We start from the raw sequence: 25,386 nt of genomic DNA, 5'->3' as shown, positions 1-25,386 counted from the left end.
GACGACCCGCCGAGGTTCCCAGTAGCGTCTCCCGTGTGAGCGAGATCAACCGGCGACGCGGCCGACCACCTGGACCGGGAGTCGATCGGGATGCGCGACGCGAGGCGCTGCTGGATGCCGCCGAACGCGCGATCGCCCGGTCGGGCGCCGATGTGTCGTTGAGTCAGGTCGCCGCGGAGGCCGGGCTCACCCGGTCGGCGGTGTACGCGGCGTTCGACGATCGCGACAGCGTTCTCGACGCACTCGCTGCCCGTCACTCCCACCGCATCGTCGGCCGATTGCAGGCTCTGGCAACAGGTTCAGAGGACGCCCACGGTCAGACGCGAGCCGCCGTCGACCTGTTGGCCGCGTGGTTCGACGAGAATCCGACGCTGGCTCCGGCGCTCGCGGACCGGTGGCGGGCAAACGGTCGCTCGTTCGTCGAGACGACGCTGACGCAGGTGTTGGCGGCGGGATTCGCCGCACGCTCCCTCGACAGCGCGCCGGCCGCCGTCTGGGCTCGCGCGATGGTCGGCGCGGTCGCGTCGAGTGTCGAATGGTGGGCCACGACGCGGGAGATCAGTCGCGACGAACTCGTCGATCACGTCACGTCATTGCTGTGGTCGGGCCTTTCCGCGACCAACCCTTAGACGGATCTTGACGTCCGTCTCATAAAAGAACACACTGTCTTTTATGGAGACGATGTCCGCCGACCACGCGGCCGCAATCACCGGCGCCCGCAACTGGCACGCTGTCGCGAACGATCATCCCGAGCGTGCGGCGAGGATGGCGGCGGGCTTGATGCAGGGTGATCCGCTCGCTGACGCGGTGGTCGACGAGTTCTTCGCTGGACGCGACGGCACCGACCCGATGTCGTGGGGCGATGTGATGGCGGCGCTGGAGAGTCTTGACACGCCTTCCGGCCGGTTGAGCGACACCGAACCCCCTGCTCTCGCCGCGTTTCTCGACGCCGCGAGCGTACTGCCGACCTGGTACGACCCGGCGCTCGCCCGAGCGGGGGCGATGGCGTGGTGGCGGTTCGGGTCGCTACAGTCGTCGACCCTCTACCAGTCTCTGATCTACGGCTATCAGGCGCGCGGATTCACTCGGCCGCTCAGCGAGACGGGTCGCCTCACCGAGGGCACGTGGGACCGCGTCCAGTCGACGGCGCGGTGGGTGGCGCTCGCGACAGCCCCCGGCTGCATGGACGTCGGGCAGCCCGGCTGGGTGCAGACGTTGCGGATCCGACTGGTGCACGCGATGGTCCGCCACCATCTGATCCATCGTCAGGGGTGGGACACGGCGCAGTGGGGTGTGCCCATCAATCAGACGTACGGCCAGTTCACGATCACCGCCGGATTTTTAGCGCTTCCGCTGCGGATCGGCCACGACTTCGGGTTGCGGTACTCGGCCGCGGAGCGGGAGGCGATCACGCACATGTGGCGGTGGATCGGCCATGTGATGGGCGTCGACGACGATCTGCTGCCGCGCAGCTTCTCCGATGCCGAGGAGATCGACGTCGTCGCGCGTGCGTTCCGGATGGAGCCCGATCCAGACGCCCGCACCCTGGTCACCGCTCTGCTCGACGACGGGTACCGGACCGAGTTCCCGTTGCCGTTGCCTCCGGTGGTGGCGAACGCGATCAACGGCGCGGTCCACACGGTCACGAGGCCGGTGCTGCGAACCCTGTTCGAGAGCGTGTCGACGAGATGGGTCGACGATGACGTGGCGGCCGCGTTGGGGCTGCGCGCCACGCCCTTGCACAACGTTGTGGTGTTGGCGCGGCCGCTGGTGCGGTCCCGCGAGGTGTTGCGTGCGATCGGCGTGTTCGGCTCGGACACTCGCATCGCGCAGCGGGAGCTCCGGTTGGTCACCACGCAGCTCGGGATGGATCTGGCCAATCCCGACGCCGACCGCTATCGGGGTGTCGCGTGACCGACTTTCGTCTCCGCAAGGATCTCGCATGCTCACCGGAACAGGCGTGGACGATGCTCACCGACCCCGAGCAGATGAACCGATGGTCGACAGCGCGTATCGAGGTGCGCGAACCCGGTGTCGGCGATCGTCCGGACGGCGTCGGGACGCTCCGCACCGTCACCCTTCCGGGCGGTCGGGCCAAGCTCCGCGAGATCGTCGAATACTCCGACTTCGCGCGGGTCTTCGATTACCGCGTCTACGACGGCGGGCCCGCCCTGCTCGATCATTCCGGCCGTCAAGAGATCGCACCGACCGCCACTGGATGCACCGTGACGTGGACGGTGCGGATGCGTCTGGTGTCGCGGGTCGCGACGTCCCTCGTCGCGAGGACCGTACGCAGGCAGGTCGCCGAGTCGCTCGACCTGCTCGCAGATCTAAAGCCGGGAGATCCGGCGTCCGCACCGACCGTCGAGCCACGTGTCGTCGCCGATCTGGCGGAGCCGCGTCGCGTCGCGCGCGACGTCCTCGCCCGACAGCACGCCACCGCGGACCGGCTCACGGCGGCAGACGATCCGAAGCAGTGGTTCGCGCGTGTCTACTCGTATGTGACTGACGAGCTGATCGGCGTGTGCGATCGTGGCGACGTCGACAACCCAGACTGGGTGCTGGCGCTGATCCCGGTGTTCGACGAGTACTACACGCGTAACCTCATCGCGTTCGAGCGCGGCGATCAGTGCGAACCGATGTGGCAGACAGCGTGGTCGACGTGCGAGTTGCGTGACGACCGCAATCCGCATGTTCCGGTGGTGAAGGGTTTGATGTCGGGAGTGGCGGCCCACATCGACGCCGATCTTCCGAGAGCCATCTCCGACCTTCATCTCGCGGAGTACGCCGATCGTGATCTGCGTGAGTTCCGTCCGGACTATCTACGGCTTTCGCCCGTTTTCTCGACGGCGTCCGATCGTTTGCTCGACGATCTCCCGCGGTCGCATAAGCCGTGGTGGACGGGAATCGCGGCGCGTGTACACCCGCAGATCCGCGATGCCTTGATCGCCAGGCAGGGCTATGACGTGCAACGACACCGGTTCAGCGCTTTTGCTGCGGCTGTCGAACTCGCTTCGTGACGAAAGTCTTGCCGCCTGTTCACTACGCGCGGCCGATGGGGCTATTGTAAAACGTTGCCGTTTGGCATGCCTTGCCTCATGAAAGCTGAAGTTGTCGATGATCTATCTCTCCGCGTCGGGCGCGCCGTCTATAGCGACTCAGATGTTCGGCAGCGGGCTGATCGGTGTCCGCGAGGGACTTGAATCGGGCATTGTGGTGATGATCCTGATCGCGTTCGCGGTCAAGTCGGACCGTCGGGACGCGTTGAAGTGGATCTGGGCGGGTGTGGCGGCGGCCGTCGCGTTGATGATCGGCACGTTTCTGATCATCCAGTTCGGCACGTCGACGGTGTCGTCGTTGGCTGCCGAGTTGATTGCGGGCATCGCGTCGATCATCGCTGTGGTGATCGTGACGTTCATGGTGTTGTGGATGCGGAAGGCGTCGGCGAGCATCTCCGGAGAATTGAAGTCCGGGTTGTCGACGGCGATGGCCGCCGGTCCGGTCGCCGTCATGGGGCTCGCCTTCCTGGCGGTCGGCCGTGAAGGTCTCGAGACGGCGCTGCTGATGGTCGGCTACGCGGAGAGTTCGTCGAACGGTCCGTGGCCGCTGCTCGGACTGGTGATCGGCATCGTGGTCGCGGTCGCATTGACGTTCCTGCTGTACCGCGGTGCCATCCGCATCGATTTCGCGCGGTTCTTCTACTACACGGGCCTGTTCCTGATCGTCGTCGCCGCGGGCATCGCGTCGTACGGGGTGCGGGCTCTGCAGGTGTACGGCTGGCTGCCGGGCCTGCACGAGATCGCATTCGACATCACGTCCTGGTACGACCAGAGCGCGTGGTACGGCGAGGTGTTGCAGGGCATCTTCAATTTCCGCCCTGAGCCGACGGTTCTGCAGGCGATCGTCTGGGTCGCCTACGTCCTGATCGTCGGCGCACTGTTCGTTCTCCGTGGCCGGTCGCGCAAGCGCACTGATCCGGCCGCGTCGGCGAGATCTGATTCGGCGTCATCTGCCGCTTCGTCCGAACCCGCAGCCTCTTGATACTCGCGTCAAGTCGAGTTCACCCCCCGAAAGGAAACACCTATGGCCCCCACGTCCCTGTATCGCGGTCTTCGTACCGCGACGATCATCGGCCTGGCTGCTGCCACGCCGATCGCTCTCGCCGCGTGTGAGTCCAAGTCCGACGGTGAGGGCGCGGTCACGGTCACGTCGACGTCGGACGCCTGCGATCTGTCGAGCACCGAGTTGGAGACCGGCCAGGTCGATTTCGCGGTGACGAACTCGGGATCGAAGGTCACCGAGTTCTATGTGTACGGCAATAACAACCGGGTGCTCGGCGAAGTCGAGAACATCGGCCCGGGCCTCACCGGCAAGTTGGGTGTGGAGATCGTCGAGCCGGGCACGTACACCGTCGCCTGCAAGCCGGGCATGGTCGGCCAGGGTATCCGCACCGAGATCACGGTGTCGGGCGAGAAGAAGCAGAAGAGCGAGGCTCCGGCCGACGTCGAGGCTGCAAAGGCTCGCTACCTCGAATACGTTCGCGGCCAGGTGGACGGTCTCGTCGCGCAGACCGAGACCTTCACGACCGCGGTGAAGTCGGGCGATCTGGATGCGGCGCGCGCACAGTTCGGCCAGGTCCGTACGTTCTGGGAGCGGATCGAGCCGGTCGCCGAGAGTTTCCCGGATCTGGATCCGATGGTCGACATGCGCTGGGACGACACCGAAGACGGCAAGGTCGAGTTCACAGGCTTCCACCGCATCGAGCGCTACCTGTGGGCGCCGCAGGCGTCGGATGTCGGCGAGGCGGGCGACCAGGTGGCTCCGTCCGATGCCGCGCAGGCGAAGACCGCTGACACGAAGGAGGCGATCGCGAAGATCGCCGACGGGCTGGTCACGAATGTGAAGACGTTGCAGACCGAGGTCAACAAGCCGGACTTCGATTTCGAGACGCAGTCGTTCGTCCAGGGCCCGCAGGCGTTGGTGGACGAGATCGCGGCGACGAAGGTCGGCGGCGAAGAGGACCGGTACAGCCACACGGACCTGTGGGATTTCGCGGCGAACATCGACGGCGCGGAGACGTTGATCGCTGAGATGCAGCCGATGATCTCCAAGGCTAGCCCGGATCTGATGAACAAGATCACCACTCAGTTCGGTGAGGTCCGGTCGGCGATCGATGCGCTGCGTGAGGGCGACGGTTACGTCGCCTACGACAAGGTCGACGAGAACACGCGAAAGGCATTGTCGGACAAGATCGATGCGCTGTCGGCGAGCCTGTCGCAGGTTCCCGGCATCGTGCTGAAGAAGTAGTGGGTACCGGGGAGAGCTCGGTCTCGCGTCGCGCCGTGCTGGGTGCGGCGGGCGCGGGGCTGGTCGTCGGCGGTGTCGCAGGTGCAGCGGGCGGTTACGGTGCCGGTTCGGCTGATTCGTCGTCCGACGACCAGACGGTGCCGTTCCGCGGCGACCACCAGGCCGGCATCACGACTGCCGCCCAGGATCGTCTGCATTTCGCGGCGTTCGACGTCGTCACCGATTCTCGTGACGAGTTGGTCGACATGTTGAAACGGTGGACTGTCGCCGCTGAACGTATGACGCGTGGCGAGGAGACCGTCGAGGACGGTGCTCTCGGCCTCGGCGATTACGCGCCGCCTGCGGATACCGGCGAGGCGCTCGGGCTCTCTCCCGCCCATCTCACGCTCACGATCGGTTTCGGTCCCGGACTGTTCGGGCCGAGTGCGTCGGACCCGGGTCGGCCGGATCGTTTCGGGATCGGTGCGCGTAAGCCTGCTGCGCTGGCGGATCTGCCGGCGTTCGCGGCGGAGAAGATCGAGCCGTCCCGTTCGTTCGGCGACATCTGCATTCAAGCATGCGCGGACGACCCGCAGGTGGCCGTGCACGCGGTCCGAAATCTTGCGCGGATCGGTGTCGGCGTTGTGTCGGTGCGCTGGTCCCAGCTCGGGTTCGGCCGTACGTCGTCGACGACGCGAGGGCAGGACACCCCCCGCAACATGTTCGGTTTCAAGGACGGGACCGCGAACGTTCGCGCGGAGGACACCGCTGTCCTCGACGAGCAGGTGTGGGTCGCCGAGAAGGACAATCCACCTGCGGCGCAGTGGATGACGGGCGGCACATATCTCGTCGCCCGCCGCATTCGGATGGATATCGAACCGTGGGATCGCGCGAACTTGAAGGAGCAGGAGACGATCGTCGGCCGGACGAAGGGCGAGGGCGCTCCGATCGGTAAGGAGTCGGAGTTCGACGAACCGGACTTCAACATCACGTCGTACGGTGCGCCGATGATCGCGCGCACCGCGCACGTCCGTCTGGCGCACCCCGATCAGAACAACGGCGCGCAGATTCTGCGGCGCGGCTACAACTTCACCGACGGCTCCGACGGTTTCGGCCACCTCGACGCAGGCTTGTTCTTCATCGCGTTCAATCGGGACAGCTTCAAACAGTTCGTTCCGATGCAGCATCAGCTCTCCCGCAAGGATGCGATGACCGAATACCTGATCCCGAACGCTTCCGCGAACTTCGCGGTGCCGCCCGGTGTGCAGGACGGCGAATGGTGGGGTCAGCACTTGTTCAGCTGATCTAGCCGCCGTCTCGTCCCTCGTCAGGCGGCTGTCGGGTGGATAGTCATGGTCCGCCGACCGTGTGAGCGCAACGGTTCACCTCGCCTGCCCGGGCGTGCGGGGTCGACCGGCTGCCGGAACCAGGGATGCCCGTCGCGGCCGATGAACACCTCCCACCCTCCCTGGTGGACGTGCACGTGGTGCATTCGACACAACAGGACACCGTTACCCAACGATGTGTCCCCGCCCCGCGACCACGGAACACAGTGGTGCGCATCGGTCCACGAGACCGGGCGGCCACACCCGGGAAACGCGCACCCACCATCACGGACCGCGAGCGCCTTCCGAATCCCCGGAGGAAACAACCGATGCTCTCGCCCGACATCGAGCGGAACACCCTCGCCATCGACCCGCACCGCCGACACGGCCGCGGCACACAACACGAGCCCGACCGTCGACGACGACACCGGGCCGGTGAACCCGAGACGGGCCACACCCCCACCGACCGAGGCGGTTGATTGTTTCCCGACGGTCGGGACCACCAGGGTCGCGTGCGGCAACACGCCCCCGCTGGTGGGACGCGCCGACCCGGACAGATACGTGCGGATGATCTGCCCGAGCGCATCGGCCCGCCGCTGCCCGGTCGACCTGGGATCTGGCGACCCGTCCGGCAGTGGGACCGGGCGGCAGAGCGGGTCGAGCGCGGCGTGTAACTCTTCCCCGGTGAGCACGTCCACATCGATCGTGGAGGTGATCCGACCGTCCTCGGCGACGGTCAACGACATCTCGTTGGACGCCGGATCCTCCGCTACCGGAACCCGATCCGGATCGGCACTCTCGCCGGCCAACCGAATCGCCTCACCCCTGGCGGCGGCCGCAACCTCGCCCGGCGTGGTCTGCAGCAACAGCTTCCGCGCCAACACGCCGCGTTCGGCCTCGTCGAGTCCAACCCGCCGATCAACACCAGCAACACCTGTGCCGACCGCGTCGGCCATCTCCGCCGACAACGACCCGTCCCGCAACGCTCGCCCGACCGCCTCCAGACGGTCGGCGTGGTGCCCATTGCGGACTGTGCGGTGCGCCACCGCCGGCGCGACCCCGATCGCGGTCAACAACCCCGCTGCCGAACGCACCCGTCGCCGGAACGGGACCCCGGCCCGCTCAGCAGCACGCACCAACACCGACTGCGCGGCATCGAGCACATTGCGTGCACGCGCGACCTCCACGATCGCCGACAGAATCTCGGCGTCATCGACCCCGACCGTGCTCGCCCGACCGAGCCGGCACGCCAACCGATCAGACTCCCCCGACTCCACTTCGCCGGCAGCAGGTGGAGCGAGCTCATCGACAACCCGGTCAGCGAACTCACGAACATCACAAGCGAACATGACACGACCTCCCCTCCAGACGGCCACTCATACGAGCGGCGCACGAACAACAGGACACGAACCGCCGAGACACCACCCCGGCCACAGCCGCCGCACTCCTCCCGCGGCTCGCACTCTCCCCCGAGGAACGAGCAGTCTTGAAACGGGTTCGCCCGGACTGCGGCGCGCTATCAACTTGTCAAACAACCCCCGCCCCCGGCGCTACCCGAGAACTATCAATATGGTACAACTCACCTCTGACAAGAAACTATGTTCGACTCGCCGTTGGCCCTGCGGACGCACGCGACAGCGGCACGTCTCTCACGTAAGCCTGCAGTCGATCGATCTGGGTACGAGTGCGGGCAGGATCTCGATCTGCGCTTCGCCTGCATCGATCTCGACCGCAATTTCCCGCGCCGCGTCTTCGACTGCACGCCGCACCAACGGATCCTCGACGTCGGACCCGTCAGGTATCTCGATCGTCGCTGACCGCCTGACTACTTCGACGACGTTGACGCGGTACACAGACACGGCCACCTCCCGTTCTCGCTAACCAAATGAGATCAGTTGCCGCCGACAATTCCCCCGCTTCACGGACGGCGGTTCCGACCGGCTCAAGGACGAAGCGGCGCATGATCGAAACGATTCCGCACAGTCCGAACTGTCGGATGAATCTGACACACTCGTCGAATGGACGAAGGTATCTACGAGCGGATCCTCACAGACGACTTGCAGGCTCAACTCAACGTGACCGAACTCCGATTCGACGCGTCGACGGTCGAGAAATCGGACCAGCCACACGTCCTCGCACGGCATGTGAGTGATATCGTCTTCCGTCACCTCAGCGGCATCTCTGACCAAGGCGCGCAGCTTGCGGCCGCCAACCAGTTGTTGGCCGATCTCGATGCCGCCGGCGATTCAGTCCTCGATCCCGCTCGCCAAGTCCTCCGGCTCTACCGTCCGTCGGCGGCGGGCGTCATCGATCGTACGAGGGTCCGCCCGGCAACGCCCCTATCGGAGGTTGCGCTCCTGACAAACGCCAGTGGGGAGCCGTCGATCGGCCACGAGTTGCCTGCTGAAATATCGTCGGCCGATCGAGTGGACCTCGTTTGCGCGTTTATCCGGTGGAGCGGAGTACGACTCCTCGAACGCGAGTTGACAGCACTGGCCGATGCCGGCAAGCCATTTCGAGTAATCACGACCACTTACCTTGGTTCAACGGAGCGTGCGACGCTCGACCGGCTTGTCCGGGAGTACGGGGCTGAGGTTCGTGTGCAGTATGACGCGTTACGCACGCGTCTTCACGCCAAGGCTTGGCACTTCCACCGAACCTCTGGTTACGACACCGCCTACATTGGTTCGTCGAACCTCTCGAACGCTGCACTCGTAGACGGCGTCGAATGGAACGTGCGGTTATCTCGCATCAGCACACCAAGCCTCATTGACAAGTTTCAATCGACGTTCGAAACCTACTGGAACGAAGACCCCTCGTTCGAAGAGTATGACCCCGACCGCGATCGTGACCGGCTCGACGACGCATTGGCCGAAACGTCTGGAGGCCGCAAAAGTGAAAGGTCGACGCTGACGATCTCCGGTCTAGAGGTCCGGCCGTATCCATACCAGCAAGTGATGCTCGACGAGATCCGCGCTGAGCGCGAGGTTCACGATCGCCACCGAAACCTTGTGGTTGCCGCGACGGGCACCGGCAAGACGGTTCTCGCAGCACTCGACTACCGGAACCTCCTGCGCTCGACCGGCGAGGATCTCCGCATCCTATTCGTCGCTCATCGGCAGGAGATCCTCGACCAGGCCCGTCGGACCTACCGCGAAGTCCTCTCCGATGCAAATTTCGGTGAGATGTACGTGAGCGGTGCTCGTCCTGAACGCTGGTCCCACGTCTTCGCGAGCGTTCAGTCCCTTGCGTCGTACGGCGTCTCCACTATCGCTCCGAACCATTTCGACGTGGTCGTCGTCGACGAATTCCATCACGGCGCTGCGCCGACATACCGCGCGATCACCAGCCATTTCACACCGCGTGAGCTCGTCGGTCTCACCGCGACGCCAGAGCGCGCCGACGGTATCAACGTCCGAGAGTTCTTCGACAACCGTACCGCCACCGAACTCCGACTCTGGGACGCGTTGGAAGCGGAACTCCTGTGCCCCTTCCACTACTTCGGGATCGCCGACGGGTCGACCTATCGCGTCTAACATGGAAACGAGGTCGCTACGAGCCGTCGGAACTCAACAAGATCTACACCGGAAACGACGCGCGCGCCGCAATCATTCTTCGTGCGATCACGAGACAAATCATCGACCCCAGGGCTATGAGGGCGCTCGGGTTCTGTGCCAGCCGTCAGCATGCCGATTACATGGCTAAGACGTTCACCGCGGCCGGGATCCCAGCAGCCATCGTCGACGGCGGGACGCGAGACGTTGACCGAGTCCGAGCAATCGCCGACCTCAAAAACCGGACGATTAATGTCATCTTCTCCGTCGACGTATTCAATGAGGGTCTCGATATCCCATCTGTCGACACCATCCTCATGCTCCGGCCGACGGAAAGCGTCACAATCTTCCTGCAACAGCTTGGTCGCGGACTTCGGTTCGCGGATGGCAAAGCCGTTCTCACTGTGCTCGACTTCGTTGGCGCGCAGCACGAAGAGTTCCGGTGGGATCTGCGATTACGCGCGATCACCGGGCGCAGCCGGACCAAGATTGCGACCGACGTCGAACAAGCCTTTCCAACCCTGCCATCCGGATGCCGCATTGTCCTCGACGAGGAAACACAAGGAAGGGTGCCGGCGAGCATCAAGCGCCAGATGCGGGTGCGTTGGCCGGAGATCGTCGCCGAAGCACGCTCGCTGCCCGGAGCCTCACTCGGCAGTTTCGTGGACGGCACCGGGATTCCGCTGAGCGAATTGACTGCTAAGAACGAACGATCGTGGACGGCTGTTCGCCGAGAGGCCGAAATACTAATCGAGCCTGGATCTGCGCTCGAATCACAGATCCTCTCTCGCAATCGATCTTTCACACATATCGACGATCCGGTTCGGGCTAATGGTTATCGACATCTCCTCAACCACGACACTCGATGCGCGGATATGACGCACACAGAGCAGCGCCTTGCCGCCATGCTCGTCTTCTCGGTCTGGCCTACCGGTGGTGGATTTTCGTCGATCGACGACGCACTCGTGGCACTGAGGTCCGAGCGCGAAGCCCGCGACGAACTGGTCGCCATCACCGACTTCGCGTTCGACCAAACGCGTCACACGACGCACTCGCTCACGAATCACCCACTGCTTGCTCCGCTCCAAGTTCATGCAAACTACCAACGTGAAGAGATACTCGGAGCACTCGGCGAAGCATCGTACGACTCAGTCCCGTCCAACTTCCGGGAGGGTGTCAAGTACGTCAAGCACTTGAACGTTGATGCCTTCTTCGTGACGCTCGTCAAGAACGAAAAGTCGTTCTCCCCCACGACTATGTATCGCGACTACCCAGTCAGCCGGTCACTGTTTCATTGGGAGTCGCAGTCGACCACACGCCAGGAGTCCCCAACAGGTCAGCGATACATCAATGGCGACAGCACAGTCTTGCTATTCGTGAGAGAACACGCGTCGAGCGAGTACGGGGTGAGCCCTTACACCTTTCTCGGCCCTGCAACGATCGCGGACTACAGCGGCAATCGCCCGATCTCGATCACCTGGAGGTTGGCGCACGAGATGCCGGCGGAACTGTTCAACGATCGAGGACTACAGCGACCTAGACGGACCACTCACTCCTCCTCCGCGCTCCACTTCTCGACGACCACGATCCCGGGCACGTCTTTCCGCACCTTCACGTCTGAGACCCTGCTGCGTTCGGACTCGTTGTCCGAGTCGATCGGGTCGGCGTCGACAGCAACCTCCTCGTAATCGGCATCGTCCTCGCCCTCTTCGTCGAGCGAGCTGACGATCCACTCATCCTCAGCGATGACAGGGATCTCGCCGGTGTCGAGGTCGTCGTCGAAAGCGTTCTCGTCGTAGTCCATGCCGAGGTACTTGCGCCACGTGTTCGCGTCGGTGAGCCATACGCCGTCCCCACTGGCAGCGGCTTCGGCGGCGCGGACCTGATCCATCAGGATGATCGCACGACGACGCTGCTCGTCCTCGACACTGACCGTCGCATGCTTACGGAACGGGACGCCCACCTGATAGAGCGACGGACTGACCGCGGCGATCGGAAAATCGGCGCCCGCGAGCCGCTCGAAGATCTTCTGCGTCAACGCGAGAGCAGGCTGCGTGGTGACAATCCCGTCCAACACGCTCCCCCGCTGCGCCTCACGTTCGGCAGCCTTCGCGGCCTCCCACTCGTTGATCTGGCGCTCCAGATCGGCGTGTTCGCCGCCGAGCACTCCGGGCGTCCGGTACGACACCTTGTCGACGAAACTCTGCGCCACGTCGTCGATGTCGAATCCATCGATCGCGTCGGCCGCGATCCGGGAATGGAACAGTACTTGGAGCAGCAAGTCGCCCAGCTCGGACTTCAACTCATCGCGCGACCCGTTGTCGATCGCGTCCAACAGTTCGTAGACCTCTTCGACGAGGTACCGCCGCAACGAGTCGTGCGTCTGCCGCTGCTCCCACGGCCCGGTGCGCCGCAGCCGATCCATCAAATCGACGGCACGCAAGATGGTGCTGCCCTTGACCGGCTCGCCCTCGACGACGCGCTCCCCGGCGTCGATCCGTGCACGCACCGCAGGATGACGCTTGTCCGACGAGACGAGCACATCGAAGTTCTGGGCGCGGTCGCCCACAAGGACGTAATCGGGCAACTGCCACAACAGATTCGGATGAACCTCCTCCGTGACGGCGATAGTTCCCGACATCAACCCGACGGCACCCGCAGGCACCATGTCGGGCCGCGAAGGATCGAGCAGAACGACGGGCATGTGCACTCCTCCCCGGAGAAAACTCTGTCAGGACGACCTTAGTCGGTCATCGACCTACGACATGGTGCCAACGCGCAGTTGGGGTCTCGCCCCGACGACAGCGGCCCGATCGGCGCGACCAGCACTGCGACCTACGACGCTTCGGCCTCCAGCGCGGCGACGACGGCCCGCAGCGCTGGATCGTCCTCACTGCTGCGCCGCCACACCGCGTGGACCACCCTGCGCGGCGCCTGCTTCAACGGCCGAAGCTCCACGCCCGCAGGCGGAGTCGGACGTGCCAGACGCGGGATCAACGCGACCACGTCGCCCGACGCGACGAGCGCCATCTGCGTGCTGAAGTCGTCGACCGAATGCACGACGTCGGGCTCAGCAACGCTTCCGGCGAACATCCGCTGGAACCATTGATGGCACACGGTCCCCGGCGGAGAAGTCACCCACCGACAGCCCGCGAGGTCTTCCATTCCGATCGGCTCGTCGAAATGCGTGAGCGGATGCCCAGCGGGAACCGCGAGGTCGCCGACGTCGGTGTGCAACAACGACGGCCGGACACCGGGCGACACCGGAGTCGGCACCCCATCCGCGTCGTGCACCAACGCGAGGTCCGCACCGCCCGACTCGACGGCGTACACCGCCGGAACCGGGTCTCCCTCAACGATCTCGACACGGAGATCCGGATAGTCGACAGCCAACCCGGCAAGCACCGGCGCGACGATCCCACGGACTGCCGTCGAGAACGCGACGATCCGGAACATTCCGCGCGGCACACCGGCATCCGCCGACCTCGCCGCCGAGACCGACTGCTCCAACGCCTGCACGACTCCCGGCACCGACTCGACCAGCGCCCGCCCGGCCGCCGTCAACACCACACGACGCCCCGCGGGCGACACCAACCGCACGCCGACCTCCGCTTCGAGCCGCTTGATCTTCTGGGAAATCGCCGACGCGGTGAACCCCAGATCGTCCGCGACGCGGCTCATCGTTCCGAGATCCGCGAGCGCGCGGAGAGCCTGTAGGGCCGACACATCAATCATGAAGCGATCGTAATCAATGTGACGTAGAACTGTTCGCTTGTCGTTGACGATGATCGTCGTGAGAATGGGAGTCATGATGCTCGCGCCCGTTGCCGCCCACGCTTTCGGCACCAACCTTGTCGCCGTCCCGACTCCGATGAACCCCGACTACTCGGTCGACGAGTCCGGATTCAAGGCAATGGTGAAGCATCTGGTCAAGAACGGCTGTGACGGCATCGTCGTCGCCGGAACCACCGGCGAGTCGCCGACGCTGTCCGAAGACGAACTGGCACAGATCATCCGACTGGCCGCATCGAAGGCGAAAGGCCGCGCCCGGATCATCGCCGGGGTCGGCACCAACGACACGCTCTCCACCATCCGGCGCGCGCGCCTCGCCGCGGCAGCGGGCGCCGACGCCCTCCTCGTCGTCACCCCGTACTACTCGCGGCCGTCACAGGTCGGCGTCGCCACCCACTTCCGCGCCGTCGCCGACGCCACCGACCTGCCCGTGATGCTCTACGACGTCCCCCACCGCACCGGCCTCCCCATCGCGACCGCGACGCTCATGGAACTCGCCCAACATCCGAGAATCCTGGCCGTCAAAGATGCGACCGGCGACATCGCACAAGCCATGGCCGTGATGGCCGAATGTCCGATGGCGTTCTACTGCGGCAGCGACGGCCTCAACCTGCCGTACCTGTCGGCGGGGGCCACCGGGGTCGTGAGCGTCGTCGGTGCCGTCCGTTCGGCCGCGAACGCCGCGCTCATCAAGGCCGTCGCCGACAACGATCTGCCGACCGCACGCGAGATCAACCGCGATCTGATCCCCGCCGCGACGGCGCTCAACTCGATCGCCACCGGGGGTGCTGTCGCCGCGAAGGTCGCCTTGCGTGAACTCGGCGTCATCACCCACGCGACGGTCCGCCCGCCGCTCACCGAGGCGACGTCCGACGAAGCCGGGCAGATCGTGTCCGCGCTGGCCGTGCACGCGGAAGCCCACTCCGCATGACCGGCCGCGCGGAGAGCTTGATCTGACGTACAACCTCTGGCCGCTGACGCGACCTCAGGGCTGACTGCCGCCGACCCGATTCGCCGCCGCATACGCACCGGGCGACATCCCGATGGTTGCGGTGAAGTCCCTCGTCAGATGAGCCTGATCGGCATACCCGAGTTCTGCGGCGAGTCCGGCCCAATCCGGGACGTTCCCGTCCCGCACGTGTTCGGCCGCATCGATGAGCCGGAAGCGACGGATCGTCCACGTCGGTGAGACGCCCGCGCACGAGATGAACATCCGCTGCAGTGTGCGACCGGTGACCCCACCGAGCTTGGCGAGTTGCCCGACGGTCGCGATGGAACGGTCGTGTTCGGCCGCGGAAGCGATCGCCGACACCTCTCTGGCTCGATCGATCCGCGCCTGCGGACGGTCGGCCAGCAGCGCGACGAGCGCATCACCGATTGGGGCGACCCGTTCGTCGCCCCACGGACGTGCTGCGACCGCCGCGGCCAGCCCACCGTCGACGACCACCACGTCCGCGAGGCCCAGATGAGTGTCGTTGACCTCGTGGACGTCGTCGATCCACGCGCCGAACCCGCCGACTGTCGACTTCGCCGCGACATTCCAGCCCCTCCCACTCAACGTCCGAACCGTCACCTGGGTGGTGACGCCGTTGAACTTCGCAGCCAACGGATAGGGGCCGGGCGGCGGGGCGTCGCCGGGGGCAGGCGACGTTCCGACGCTGACGTTCACCGCGGGCGTCGCCAATATCGGCTGCCGATGTCGTTGCTCGCCAGGGAGATCCCAGCGCACCGACCAAAACCATTCGATCAGCCCGTCGAGCTCGGGAGGAGCCGGATAACGGTCGAAGTCCACCACGGAGAACATGCGGGCCGGTTCGAGAATGCCGCGCGTGTGTCCATCGAACGAAGAGCGAGCGCCAGCGTGCACGAGGGAAGCGTAACGCGAACCTACACCGCTCAGGCGGTGCGATGGGCAGTAGAGGGGTGTTCGCGCTGACAGGTGTCGGTTTGCTCACGGATGTGTCGCGAATCTTCAAGAGAAGCAGCTCGGTGCATCCGTAACGTCGCCGGCATGGACACGTCAGCCGCCCTCATCCGCGCCCTCGATCAGCTCGCCGACCTGCTCGACCAGGCCGCCGACATACCCTCGACCGCGCCCACGCCCTGCACCGAGTTCGACGTCGCCGCGCTCCGCGGCCACATCGTCGGGTGGCTGACCGCGTTCACCGACGGCTTCACCGCCGACGACCACACCTGCAGCGACCCCGACGCAGTCACCGTCTCCGGCAGTGGAGCCGCGCAGGTACGTGCCGCCGCCGACCGCCTGCGAACCGTGCTGCCCGCCGCTCTCGCCGAGCCGTTGAAGATCGGCGACGCGGGGATGCCCGGCGACATGGCCGCGTCGATGATCCTCTGGGAGTACCAGATGCACGGATGGGATCTCGCCCAAGCGGCCGGTCTGGACTGGAGTCCCGACGACGAGGCAGTCGAAGCGTCCCTGGCCGTCGCGCCCGCCATGCTGACGCCCGACTTCCAAGGCGAGGGTAAAGCGTTCGCCGCCGCCGTCCCCGTCGCGGAGTCGGCAACACCGTTGGAACGACTCGTCGGACTATCGGGACGTCGCCCGATGCGGTAAGTGAAAACAGCTTCGGCGGCGTCGCCCGTCACGCGTCCAACGGTGCGATCGCCTGGAGGAAACCGACGACGTAGTCAATCAGTTCCGTATCGCGCAGCCGCGGCGAACCGACGCCGCCGGTCCGCGGGATCGGGAGCGTGACAGTGTGCGTGGTGGCACGGTACTGCGCCGACGAGAACATCCGCTTGAGACGGATCTGCTGGCTGTCGAGCAGGATCATCGGCGCGACCTTCACCGACTGGCCGGCCAACCCGATCTCGGTCACGCCCCGCTCGCGGCACCGCAGGCGCAATCGCGCGATGGCCGCGAGACGCTCAGTTTGGACCGGTGGAGGCCCGTAGCGGTCGGCGAGTTCGACGAGCACCTCGTCGACGTCGCTGTCGCTGCTCGCCGACGCGAGCTTCCGGTAGGCCTCCAACCGCAACCGGTCCGCTTCGACGTACTCGGTCGGGATGTGGGCGTCCACCGGCAGGTCGATCCGCACCTCCGCCGACTCCTGCGTCTGCACCGGACTACCGTCCGCGGCAGCGCGATACGCTTCGACGGCTTCACCGACGAGACGCACGTACAGGTCGAAGCCGACGCCCGCGACGTGACCGGACTGCTGGGCGCCCAACACGTTGCCCGCGCCGCGCAACTCCAAATCCTTCAACGCGACCGCCATGCCTGCGCCCAACTCGTTGTTCTGGGCGATGGTCGCGAGACGGTCGTACGCGGTCTCGGTCAACGGCTTGTCGCCGCTGTACAGCAGGTACGCGTAGCCGCGTTCGCGGGAACGTCCCACACGACCGCGCAGCTGGTGCAGCTGCGAGAGACCGAAGTTCTCAGCGCGGTCGACGATCAACGTGTTCGCGTTCGAGATGTCCATTCCCGTCTCGATGATCGTCGTGCACACCAGCACGTCGTACTCGCGGTTCCAGAACGCGTCGACGGTGCTCTCCAACTGGTCTTCACCCATCTGACCGTGCGCGACGACGACACGAGCCTCCGGGACCATCGCAGCGAGGTCGCGGGCCACCTTGTCGATCGTCGACACCCGGTTGTGCACGAAGAACACTTGGCCGTCACGCAACAGTTCACGGCGGATCGCGGCGGCCACCTGCTTCGGCGAGTACGCGCCGACGTAGGTGAGGACCGGATGGCGTTCCTCAGGTGGGGTGAGGATCGTCGACATCTCACGGATCCCCGCCATCGACATCTCGAGGGTTCGCGGGATCGGCGTCGCCGACATCGTCAACACATCGACGTGCGTGCGCAGCGCCTTGATGTGCTCCTTGTGCTCGACACCGAACCGTTGCTCCTCGTCGACGATGACCAGGCCGAGATCCTTCCACCGCACACCGGTCTGCAACAGCCGGTGGGTGCCGATCACGATGTCGACTTCGCCGTCCGCCATCTGCGCGAGGATCTCCTTCGACTCCCCCGGATCGGTGAACCGCGACAGCCCGCGAACCTTGACTGGAAACCCGGCCATGCGTTCGGTGAACGTCTGCAAGTGCTGCCCGGCCAGGATCGTCGTCGGCACGAGTACCGCGACCTGCTTCCCGTCCTGCACCGCCTTGAACGCGGCGCGGACCGCGATCTCGGTCTTGCCGTATCCGACGTCGCCGACGACGACTCGGTCCATCGGGACCGGCCTCTCCATGTCGGCTTTCACCTCGGAGATCACCGTCATCTGGTCGACGGTCTCCGTGTAGTCGAACGCGTCCTCCATCTCTCGCTGCCACGGGGTGTCCGGACTGAACGAGAACCCCGGCGCGGCGTGGCGGGCCGCGTACAGCTGGACGAGTTCGCCCGCGATCTCGCGGACCGCCTTGCGCGCCTTCTTTTTGGTGTTCGCCCAGTCGGACCCGCCGAGCTTACTCAGCGACGGCTGCTCGCCGCCGACATAGCGCGACAGTTGATCGAGCGCTTCCATCGGCACGAACAGACGATCGCCCGGCTGGCCGCGCTTGCCCGGCGCGTACTCGATGACCAGGTATTCGCGGCGCGCACCCGAGACGGTCCGTTCGATCATCTCGACGAACTTGCCGATTCCGTGCTGGTCGTGGACCACCATGTCGCCTGCGACCAGCGCGAGCGGGTCCACCTGGTTGCGACGCTTCGCCGGCAGCCGCCGACCGTCCTTCACACCGGTCACGCGCGTACCGGTGATATCGGCTTCGGTCGTGATGATCAGTCCCGCGCTCCCCTCGGAGCCGAGCCCCAGGGTCAGTCCGCGCCGCAGCGTCCCGTGGTAGACGCCGACCGCGTCGGCGGGCGGTTCGGCGCCGTCGTCCATCAGGCGCGCAGGTACCTCGGCCTCACCGAGTCGTTCGACGAAGCGCGTCGCGGTGCCGCGGCCCGCGGCCACGATCGCGGCCCGGCCACCCGACGCGAGCTGGGCGCGCAGCGACGCCATCAGGACGGCGAGCTCCTTCTCGTCGCCGTGCGGCGTCGGCCCCGGCTCGACGTTCAACACCAGTTCGTCGCCGTCACCTGCGGCGAGCGGGCTCAACGTCCACCACGAGTGACCTGCGGCGACCGTCACCGACTCGACCTCCTCGACCGGCCGGTACGCGCTCGCGGTCAAATCGATGGCACGCGCGTCGACGGGTGCGTCCGCACCGAGGGCCGCCGCATTCCACGATGCTTCCAGGAACTCTTCGCCGGTCCGCGCGAGGTCGACGGCCCGGGTACGCACCTTCTCCGGGTCGAGGACCAGCACGCGAACGCCGTCGGGCATCACCTCAGTGAGCAGTTGCATCTCGCCGTCGACGAGCGCCGGAATCAGTGCCTCCATCCCGTCGACGGGCATGCCTTCGGCGAGCTTCGTCAGCATCTCGCGCAGCGCTTCGTCCGACGTCGACTCGGCGAGTTCGGCGGCCCGCTCGCGCACCTGAGCGGTCAGCACGAGTTCACGACACGGGTGGACCTGCACGGATGAACAGTCGATCTCCGGCTGGGTCCGCTGATCGGCGACGGAAAACGCACGCATGTCGGTGATCTCGTCGCCCCAGAACTCGACGCGCACCGGGTAGTCGGCGGTCGTCGGGAAGACGTCGAGAATGCCTCCTCGCACGGCGAACTCGCCGCGTCGCCCGACCATGTCGACGCGTTCGTACGCCATCTCGACGAGTTGTTCGATGAGCCCGTCGAACTCGACGTCGACGCCCTCGGACAGGGTCAGCGTCCGCAGCTGGCCGAGGCCGGGCGCCATCGGCTGCACCAACGACCGCACCGTCGTCACGACCACCGCCAACGGAGACTCGGCAGGCGAGGCCAACCGGTGCAGAACCGCGAGCCGCGCACCGACCGTGTCTGCGCTCGGCGACAGCCGCTCGTGTGGGAGGGTCTCCCACGACGGGAACTGCGCGACCGACTCCCGGTCCGGCAACAACTCCGACAGTTCGGCTGTCAGGTCGTCGGCCTCCCGACCGTTCGCCGTCACCACCAGGACCGGAGCATCGTCGGTCGCTGCCAGAGCCGCCACCAGGAACGGCCGCACGGCGTCCGGCGCGCTCACCGCAAGTCGCGACCGCGCCGCCCGTTCCCTGATCTGCGCGAACGCATCGTCACGCAGAGCGAAAGCAGTCAGTCCGGACAGCGTCGTCCCAGGGATCTCTTCGGTGGTCGCCACTCGGTTCACTCTATTCGCGGACCGTGATCATGCGAAGTCGGGCGGCTCAGCTGCGGATCGAGCGCACTACGTTCACTCGAACAACGGCGCCCCCAAGTACGACCCCGGCCGAGCACCCGGAAGCATCGCGTACACGGCGGAGCCGATCGGCGTAGTCCACTCATTGAGGGCGTCGTGGTCGGCGAGCCGTTGCTGCACAGGCAGATACTGCGCCAGCGGATCGCGTTGGTAGGCAGCGAAGATCAGGCCGCTGTCGGACGTGTCGCCGTCGACGCCGGGCGGCGCGAGGTCGTAGCTGTACGGCCGGCGTAGGAACTGTTCACGGTCCGAACGCTGGTGTGCCCGAGCGATGTGCGCCGACTCCGGGATCACCGGGATGCCTCCCTTGGTCGCGGAGAACACGGCCTCGTCGGTTTCGGTCGTGCCCGTCAACGGCGCACCGGTGTCGAGGGAACGTCCCACCGACAGTTCGCGCCCGCGCCGGTCGAGCGCCTCCCACGTGTCCATGTTCATGGCGATCCGCCGCAGCACGAGAGACGTTCCATCCGCCATCCACGCCTGCTCGGCGCCGTCGTCCCACACGAGGTCGTCGTGCCTGTCGTCGGACGGTTGGACGGTGCCGTCGACTTGCCCGAACAGGTTGCGGCGGTGGTGGAACCCCTGTTGCATCCACCGCACCCGCATCCGCCGTCGGACCGGCGCGACGACCATCCGCACCGCGTGTGCGAGGGTCATCGGATCATCACAGGCGACCGCGACGACCACGTCAGTCTGTCCCCACCGTTCCTGCAGTCGGTCGATGCCGAATGCGGGGAGCGGCGCGCACCACGCAGGCTTCTTCGCCGCCAACACCTGCGACGCGAATGCTCCCGGACCGAACCCGACCGCGATCGACAGCCGCGCCGGAGCGCCCGCGAGTTCGGGCTCAGTGTCGGAGAATCCGGGTTCGCCCTGCGTCAGGTTGGCCGCGTCCTGCGTCCACAACCGCAACATGCCCTGTAGGGCCGTGTGGTCGGCTGCGTCGATCAGGTCGAGGCCGATGAAGTTCGCGTGTGCCTGCATCGGGGTGACGATCCCCGACTGGTGGTCACCGAAGAACGGCAGCGTCGACGGGGCCGTCGCCGGTTCGGACAGTTCTTGTCCGACACCGACTGCGGCCGCGCCGACACCGAGGCCTGCGAGACCGACTCCGCCGGTCAGCAGTGTTCTCCGGGAGAACCGGGTCAACTGTGCCCGCCGTGGGCGCCGCCCTCGACGGGGGCAGCAGCGGACGGGGAGTAGTTCTCCTGGTTGCCGTCGAAGTCACGTGCGAGCGCGTCGATCGTCTCGGTCGATCCGTCGTCGAATCGCGCGGTGATCGTCGCGACGTCGCCCGCTCGGATGGGCTTCGTCACGTCCATCAACATGAAGTGTTCGCCGCCCGGGTCGAGGGTCACCGATCCGTTGGCCGGAACGACGATGCCGCCGTCGACTTCCCGCATGGTGGTCTCTCCGCCCGACTCGACGACCTCGTGCAGTTCGACGTTCTTCGCCACGTCGCTGGAGGCGCCGACGATGCGGATGTCGTGGTCGGACGAATTCTCGACGACGGCGAACGCCGACGTCATTCCGTTGTCGGCCGCCGGGTCGTCGGATGCTTTGATCCACGGTTGCGAAACAGTGACCGAATCGGCGTCGGCGGCGTCGTCGGTGTCGGGTGTACACGCGGTGATCAAGGTGGCGGATACGAGTGCGGCTGCCGCGAACGCGGTCAGGCCGGCTGAGCGCAGCAGATAGCGCCGTGCCATGAGGTCTCCTCAAATGAGCAAGGTGTGAAAGGTCGGTTGGTCTTCACACCATTGCGGGAGGGCCTCGCACGCCCGTCGCGGACTGCAGCAGGATCGAGTACGCCCGCCGCGTCACCGGACGCGCTGCGGTCGGCACAACGTCGCCGTCGGTCGGGGGCCCGTCGGCCAAGCGTCGCACGACGGCGATCGTCGACCCACACGCGCGGGCGAGCCGCTCGGCGACGACGAGGACGCCGACCGCTACCGGCAGCGCGACGGCGTGCCAGACCAGCATCGGCACGGTGGGGGTCACCGCTCCGTGACCGAGCATGGCCAGTGCGACGTGGGTGGCCGCCTGCCCGCCGACGAGGGCGGCGGCTGTGGCCGCCCACCCGGAGCCGGTGAACCGGCGCCGACCCTGGACTTGCCCTGCTCGTGCGACACCGACGACGACGGCGAGCGCGCCGAGAATCAACAGGTGGGACGTCGGCGACCCGTGATCGCCGAAGCCGCCGCCGAACGCGTGCGCGGAGATGCCGAGCGTCGCTGACACCGCACCCGCCAGAACACCGTGAATCGCCGGATCGGCAGGCGAATCGGAGGTGGTCAGACGGACGTACACGCTGTTGAGCCTACCAATCAGGGAGCCCCCGACTCCGGGCCGAGGTCGAGGTGCATGTAGACGACGCCGATCCAGCGGCCGAACTTGTATCCGACGTTCGGGGTGCGGCCGGATTCGACGAACCCGGCCTTGGCGTGCAGCGCGACCGATGCGGGCGCCTCGTCAGAGATCACGGCCATGATGTGGCGGACCGTCGACGGTCCGGCCTTGTCGATCAGCGCGCCCAGTAGGCGGCCGCCGGTTCCCCGACCGGCCGCTTCGGGCCGCAGATAGATACTGTTCTCCGCAGTGAACGCCCACCCCGTCTTACCGCGGTACGGGCCGAGTCTCGCGAATCCCACGATGCCCGGCATCACGTCGGGGTCTTCCGCGACGATGAACGGCAGACCCGCGGAGCGGCCGTGCGCGACGCGGGCCTCCCATTCGCCGACGTCGGGTGGATCGTAGTCGAAGCTGGCCGTCGAGGTCTCGACGTAGTGCCGGTAGATGTCGGCGACGTCGGAGCAGTCGGCGACGGTCGCGTCCCGCATCGTGAGCATGCCCTGATTCTTCCGCATGGCTAGGCGATTACACTGTTCGGAATGGCCGAACCCGAGCGAGATCACATCACTGCCGCTGGCGACGGCCGCTTGAAGACGGGCCTCCGGACGCGTCACCTCGTCATGATGAGCCTCGGCTCGGCGATCGGCGCCGGTCTGTTCGTCGGATCCGGCGAGGGGATCGCGCTGGCCGGCCCGGCTGCCCTCGTCGCCTACGCGATCATCGGTTTGATCATCGTGTCGGTGATGCGGATGCTCGGCGAGCTCGCGGCCGCCGACCCCAATCCGGGAGCCTTCTCGTACTATGTCGGTAAAGCCCTCGGGCCCGGCGCAGGTTTCATGATGGGCTGGCTGTGGTGGATCCAGATGACCCTTGTCGTCTCCGCAGAAGCGCTGGCCGCTGCGGAAGGCCTCAACGGACTGGTCGGCGTCCTCCCCTCCTGGGGGTGGGCGCTGGTGTTCATGGTGGTATTCACTGCTCTCAACTTGACCGGCGCCGCGAACTTCGGCGAGCTCGAGTTCTGGCTCGCGTTGATCAAGGTCACGTTCATCGTCGTGTTCCTGGCGATCGGCGCCGCCTACCTGTTCGGTTGGACGTCGGAACCCTCGCCGGGTATCGACAACGTCGGCGAGTTCCTGCCCAACGGAATCGGCGGCGTCACCGCTGCCCTGTTGGTAATCGCGTTCGCGTTCGGCGGCATCGAGATCATCGCCGTCGCTGCCGCGGAGACCGACGATCCGGGGCCGAGCGTGACGAAGGCGATCCGCACGATCGTCTGGCGGATCCTGCTGTTCTATGTGGGGTCCGTCCTCATCATCATTCTGGTGTTGCCTGCCACCGACGACCGACTGCAGTCCGGCCCGTTCGTCGGTGTCCTCGAGCAGGCGGGGCTTCCGGCGGTGGCGACGACGATGGGCGCGATCATCGTCGTCGCGCTCCTATCGTCGATGAACGTCAACCTGTACGGGGCGTCGCGAATGCTGTTCTCGTTGGGACTGCGTCGTATGGCGCCGTCCGAGACCGCAACGACGTCGACAAGAGGGGTACCGATCATCGCGGTGTTGGCGAGCGTCATCGTCGGATTCGCGATGGTGCCCGCGAACTATGTGTGGGGCGAGCAGGTGCTCGACAAGCTCCTGGCGTTGGTCGGTTCAACGTTACTCGTCACCTGGCTGGCCATCACTGCCGCCCAGATAGTTCTGCGCCGTCGCGCCGAGCGCGAGGGCGTCCACCTTCCGATGAGGATGTGGCTGTTCCCGTATCTGTCGTGGGCGACGATGCTCGCATTGGCGGTGATCGTTTTGCTGGGATTATGGACCGACTCGGTGCGCGGTCAGATCGCGTCGACGGCGCTCCTCGCGTTCGTGCTGTGGGGCGTGGGCACAATCATTGCTCGGCGGCGTTCCGCTTCGCCGGACTCGTAGTCTGCGGGACCGGCTCGGTGTAGTCGGAGTCAACCAGCATCGGGGACGGGTCGAGCCGGGTGAGCCCGTTCCAGCACAGGTTGACCAGATGAGCTGCCACGACCTCCTTCGACGGCTCCCGGACGTCCAACCACCACTGGGCGGTCACGGACACCATGCCGACGAGCGCCTGCGCATACAGCGGTGCCAACGTCGGGTCGAAGCCACGTCGTTCGAAGTCGCCCGCCAGGATGTGCTCAACCTGGCTGATCGCATCGTTCAAGAGGCTCGAATACCGGGTGTCATCCTTATTGCTGTGCGGCGACTCGCCGCGCACCAGGATGCGGAAGCCGTCTGTCCGCTCTTCCATGTAGGTGAGGAGAGCGAGCGCGACCTGCTGGATGCGGTACAGCGATCGGTTCTTCGTCAGCGAGGACGTCACGAGCTCGAGCAGCTTGTCCATCTCGCGGTCGACGACGACGGCGTAGAGGCCTTCCTTGCCGCCGAAGTGCTCGTAGACGATCGGCTTGGACACTCCGGCCCGCTGCGCGATCTCTTCGATCGACGTCCCTTCGAAGCCTCGCTCCGCGAACAGACCGCGCGCTACCTCGATCAGCTGCAGACGACGCTGCGCGCCCGTCATCCGTGCGCGAGGCGCCTTCACTACTACTTCCGCACCGTCCGCCGGCCTGTCGATAGCCATACCGCACAGTCTATCGGCGACCACTCGCCCACGACGCCCGAGTGAGCGAGATGGAGGTCGAGTCGAGATAGAGTTAGAGCCCCCAACACGTGGTGTTGGGGGCTCTAACTCGGGTTTAGTTCGGCGGTGTCCTACTCTCCCACACTGGTTAGGGTGCAGTACCATCGGCGCTGGAGGGCTTAGCTTCCGGGTTCGGAATGG

General features: G+C 65.9%; 20 protein-coding genes, 1 rRNA gene and 1 pseudogene. 10 read left to right on the top strand and 12 right to left on the bottom strand.

Features of this window, described 5'->3' with window-relative positions:
- The first annotated feature begins 35 nt into the window (after window positions 1-35).
- The 6 genes from L5G33_RS18490 to efeB all read left to right on the top strand — a co-directional run bounded on the left by L5G33_RS18490 (window position 36) and on the right by efeB (window position 6,590).
- Window positions 36-629, top strand: a complete 594-nt coding sequence (locus L5G33_RS18490) for a TetR/AcrR family transcriptional regulator (RefSeq protein ID WP_236999647.1) — start codon at window positions 36-38, stop codon at window positions 627-629.
- A gap of 43 nt (window positions 630-672) precedes the next feature.
- The gene (locus L5G33_RS18485; RefSeq protein WP_236999646.1) at window positions 673-1,914 is read left to right on the top strand and encodes an oxygenase MpaB family protein; all 1,242 of its coding nucleotides are present in this window, start codon (window positions 673-675) and stop codon (window positions 1,912-1,914) included.
- A complete protein-coding gene (locus tag L5G33_RS18480) occupies window positions 1,911-3,020 on the top strand; it encodes an SRPBCC family protein (protein ID WP_308191599.1) in 1,110 nt (369 codons plus the stop codon). Before L5G33_RS18485 ends, L5G33_RS18480 begins: the two co-directional genes overlap by 4 nt.
- Before the next feature lie 97 nt (window positions 3,021-3,117).
- A complete protein-coding gene (efeU, locus tag L5G33_RS18475) occupies window positions 3,118-4,041 on the top strand; it encodes an iron uptake transporter permease EfeU (protein ID WP_236999645.1) in 924 nt (307 codons plus the stop codon).
- A 42-nt stretch (window positions 4,042-4,083) separates the two neighbouring features.
- Window positions 4,084-5,307, top strand: a complete 1,224-nt coding sequence (efeO, locus tag L5G33_RS18470) for an iron uptake system protein EfeO (RefSeq protein WP_236999644.1) — start codon at window positions 4,084-4,086, stop codon at window positions 5,305-5,307.
- Window positions 5,307-6,590, top strand: a complete 1,284-nt coding sequence (gene efeB / locus L5G33_RS18465; protein ID WP_236999643.1) for an iron uptake transporter deferrochelatase/peroxidase subunit — start codon at window positions 5,307-5,309, stop codon at window positions 6,588-6,590. Before efeO ends, efeB begins: the two co-directional genes overlap by 1 nt.
- A 23-nt stretch (window positions 6,591-6,613) precedes the next feature.
- Here the strand turns inward: efeB and L5G33_RS18460 are convergent, their stop codons facing one another.
- Entirely contained in the window at window positions 6,614-7,960 is a 1,347-nt protein-coding gene (locus tag L5G33_RS18460; protein ID WP_236999642.1) for an HNH endonuclease signature motif containing protein, read from the bottom strand.
- Between the two features lie 300 nt (window positions 7,961-8,260).
- Window positions 8,261-8,470, bottom strand: coding sequence for a hypothetical protein (locus tag L5G33_RS18455; protein ID WP_236999641.1), 210 nt, complete (start codon window positions 8,468-8,470; stop codon window positions 8,261-8,263).
- A 159-nt stretch (window positions 8,471-8,629) separates the two neighbouring features.
- On the opposite strand from L5G33_RS18455, the pseudogene L5G33_RS18450 reads away from it, so the two are divergent.
- Window positions 8,630-11,679 (top strand): annotated as a pseudogene (locus L5G33_RS18450) (DEAD/DEAH box helicase); the annotation flags it as partial.
- Between the two features lie 35 nt (window positions 11,680-11,714).
- On the opposite strand, the gene L5G33_RS18445 reads toward L5G33_RS18450, so the two are convergent.
- Together L5G33_RS18445 and L5G33_RS18440 are read right to left on the bottom strand one after the other, a co-directional pair.
- On the bottom strand, window positions 11,715-12,869 hold the full coding sequence (locus L5G33_RS18445; RefSeq protein ID WP_236999640.1) for a nucleoside triphosphate pyrophosphohydrolase: 1,155 nt from the start codon (window positions 12,867-12,869) through the stop codon (window positions 11,715-11,717).
- Window positions 12,870-13,000: 131 nt separating this feature from the next.
- Window positions 13,001-13,900, bottom strand: a complete 900-nt coding sequence (locus L5G33_RS18440; protein WP_236999639.1) for a LysR family transcriptional regulator — start codon at window positions 13,898-13,900, stop codon at window positions 13,001-13,003.
- A gap of 64 nt (window positions 13,901-13,964) precedes the next feature.
- On the opposite strand from L5G33_RS18440, the gene dapA reads away from it, so the two are divergent.
- Complete coding sequence (gene dapA / locus L5G33_RS18435; RefSeq protein WP_236999777.1) at window positions 13,965-14,888, top strand: 4-hydroxy-tetrahydrodipicolinate synthase; 924 nt, start codon at window positions 13,965-13,967, stop codon at window positions 14,886-14,888.
- 54 nt (window positions 14,889-14,942) lie between these two features.
- On the opposite strand, the gene L5G33_RS18430 is transcribed toward dapA, so the two are convergent.
- Complete coding sequence (locus L5G33_RS18430) at window positions 14,943-15,824, bottom strand: helix-turn-helix domain-containing protein (protein WP_236999638.1); 882 nt, start codon at window positions 15,822-15,824, stop codon at window positions 14,943-14,945.
- Between the two features lie 144 nt (window positions 15,825-15,968).
- On the opposite strand from L5G33_RS18430, the gene L5G33_RS18425 reads away from it, so the two are divergent.
- Complete coding sequence (locus tag L5G33_RS18425; protein WP_236999637.1) at window positions 15,969-16,532, top strand: TIGR03086 family metal-binding protein; 564 nt, start codon at window positions 15,969-15,971, stop codon at window positions 16,530-16,532.
- A 28-nt stretch (window positions 16,533-16,560) separates the two neighbouring features.
- Here the strand turns inward: L5G33_RS18425 and mfd are convergent, their stop codons facing one another.
- From mfd to L5G33_RS18400, 5 genes are all read right to left on the bottom strand, one after another.
- Window positions 16,561-20,151, bottom strand: coding sequence for a transcription-repair coupling factor (gene mfd, locus L5G33_RS18420; protein WP_236999636.1), 3,591 nt, complete (start codon window positions 20,149-20,151; stop codon window positions 16,561-16,563).
- A gap of 72 nt (window positions 20,152-20,223) precedes the next feature.
- Window positions 20,224-21,378, bottom strand: coding sequence for a Dyp-type peroxidase (locus L5G33_RS18415; RefSeq protein WP_236999635.1), 1,155 nt, complete (start codon window positions 21,376-21,378; stop codon window positions 20,224-20,226).
- The gene (locus L5G33_RS18410) at window positions 21,375-21,938 is read right to left on the bottom strand and encodes a copper chaperone PCu(A)C (RefSeq protein ID WP_236999634.1); all 564 of its coding nucleotides are present in this window, start codon (window positions 21,936-21,938) and stop codon (window positions 21,375-21,377) included. Before L5G33_RS18410 ends, L5G33_RS18415 begins: the two co-directional genes overlap by 4 nt.
- A 43-nt stretch (window positions 21,939-21,981) precedes the next feature.
- Complete coding sequence (locus L5G33_RS18405; RefSeq protein WP_236999633.1) at window positions 21,982-22,539, bottom strand: hypothetical protein; 558 nt, start codon at window positions 22,537-22,539, stop codon at window positions 21,982-21,984.
- Between the two features lie 17 nt (window positions 22,540-22,556).
- On the bottom strand, window positions 22,557-23,096 hold the full coding sequence (locus L5G33_RS18400; RefSeq protein WP_236999632.1) for a GNAT family N-acetyltransferase: 540 nt from the start codon (window positions 23,094-23,096) through the stop codon (window positions 22,557-22,559).
- 24 nt (window positions 23,097-23,120) lie between these two features.
- On the opposite strand from L5G33_RS18400, the gene L5G33_RS18395 reads away from it, so the two are divergent.
- Window positions 23,121-24,503, top strand: coding sequence for an amino acid permease (locus tag L5G33_RS18395; protein WP_236999631.1), 1,383 nt, complete (start codon window positions 23,121-23,123; stop codon window positions 24,501-24,503).
- Here L5G33_RS18395 and L5G33_RS18390 read toward each other — a convergent pair.
- Window positions 24,466-25,185, bottom strand: a complete 720-nt coding sequence (locus tag L5G33_RS18390; protein ID WP_236999630.1) for a TetR/AcrR family transcriptional regulator — start codon at window positions 25,183-25,185, stop codon at window positions 24,466-24,468. The genes L5G33_RS18395 and L5G33_RS18390 overlap by 38 nt on opposite strands.
- A 118-nt stretch (window positions 25,186-25,303) precedes the next feature.
- Window positions 25,304-25,386: ribosomal RNA gene (gene rrf / locus L5G33_RS19530) — 5S ribosomal RNA — on the bottom strand; the annotation flags it as partial.

It is taken from the genome of Gordonia liuliyuniae (assembly GCF_021738805.1).
GTDB classification, from domain to species: domain Bacteria; phylum Actinomycetota; class Actinomycetes; order Mycobacteriales; family Mycobacteriaceae; genus Gordonia; species Gordonia liuliyuniae.
The sequence above is the reverse complement of the archived record's forward strand: the minus strand, read 5'-3'. Positions and strand labels throughout refer to the sequence as shown.

Coding starts and splice junctions, on each gene's coding strand:
- L5G33_RS18485 (WP_236999646.1), top strand. CDS start 673: ATGGAGACGATGTCCGCCGACCACGCGGCCGCAATCACCGGCGCCCGC.
- efeU (WP_236999645.1), top strand. CDS start 3,118: ATGATCTATCTCTCCGCGTCGGGCGCGCCGTCTATAGCGACTCAGATG.
- efeO (WP_236999644.1), top strand. CDS start 4,084: ATGGCCCCCACGTCCCTGTATCGCGGTCTTCGTACCGCGACGATCATC.
- L5G33_RS18460 (WP_236999642.1), bottom strand. CDS start 7,960: ATGTTCGCTTGTGATGTTCGTGAGTTCGCTGACCGGGTTGTCGATGAG.
- L5G33_RS18445 (WP_236999640.1), bottom strand. CDS start 12,869: ATGCCCGTCGTTCTGCTCGATCCTTCGCGGCCCGACATGGTGCCTGCG.
- L5G33_RS18440 (WP_236999639.1), bottom strand. CDS start 13,900: ATGATTGATGTGTCGGCCCTACAGGCTCTCCGCGCGCTCGCGGATCTC.
- dapA (WP_236999777.1), top strand. CDS start 13,965: ATGGGAGTCATGATGCTCGCGCCCGTTGCCGCCCACGCTTTCGGCACC.
- L5G33_RS18425 (WP_236999637.1), top strand. CDS start 15,969: ATGGACACGTCAGCCGCCCTCATCCGCGCCCTCGATCAGCTCGCCGAC.
- L5G33_RS18410 (WP_236999634.1), bottom strand. CDS start 21,938: ATGGCACGGCGCTATCTGCTGCGCTCAGCCGGCCTGACCGCGTTCGCG.
- L5G33_RS18400 (WP_236999632.1), bottom strand. CDS start 23,096: ATGCGGAAGAATCAGGGCATGCTCACGATGCGGGACGCGACCGTCGCC.
- L5G33_RS18395 (WP_236999631.1), top strand. CDS start 23,121: ATGGCCGAACCCGAGCGAGATCACATCACTGCCGCTGGCGACGGCCGC.
- L5G33_RS18390 (WP_236999630.1), bottom strand. CDS start 25,185: ATGGCTATCGACAGGCCGGCGGACGGTGCGGAAGTAGTAGTGAAGGCG.